Origin of the sequence: Streptomyces beijiangensis (assembly GCF_017315755.1) — a bacterium.
GTDB classification, from domain to species: Bacteria; Actinomycetota; Actinomycetes; order Streptomycetales; family Streptomycetaceae; genus Streptomyces; species Streptomyces beijiangensis.
The window spans coordinates 1-306 of record NZ_JAFLRJ010001756.1; the positions used below are offsets into that span (position 1 = coordinate 1).

At 71.9% G+C, this 306-nt stretch carries 1 protein-coding gene; it reads left to right on the plus strand.

Translation table 11 applies throughout. The features are described 5' to 3' along the window. Positions 1–31 precede the first annotated feature (31 nt). The coding region (locus J0695_RS43535; RefSeq protein ID WP_206970320.1) for a polysaccharide deacetylase family protein at positions 32–306 on the plus strand (275 nt) is incomplete at its 3' end.

A 306-nucleotide genomic window follows, 5' to 3' on the forward strand; every position in this document is an offset into this window, starting at 1 on the left:
GGTGAGTGACGCCCGGCAGCATCGCCCCCGTGTGGTCATCCCGCTGCTCGTCCTCCTGACGCTGATGTGCGTCCTGCTGCTCGGCGGTTACGTACGCGGCGACTACGCGGCCGACCACCGCACCCACCCGCTGGTGGAGGACGGCAAGGTGCCGCGCCGCATCCTGGACGGCGGGCCGATCGTCGACGCGACCGGCGCGCAGCCCCGTTCGCTGCACACGCCCGAGCACACCATCGTGCTCACCTTCGACGACGGCCCCGACCCGCGGTGGACCCCGCGGATTCTCGCCGTACTGACGAAGCACGG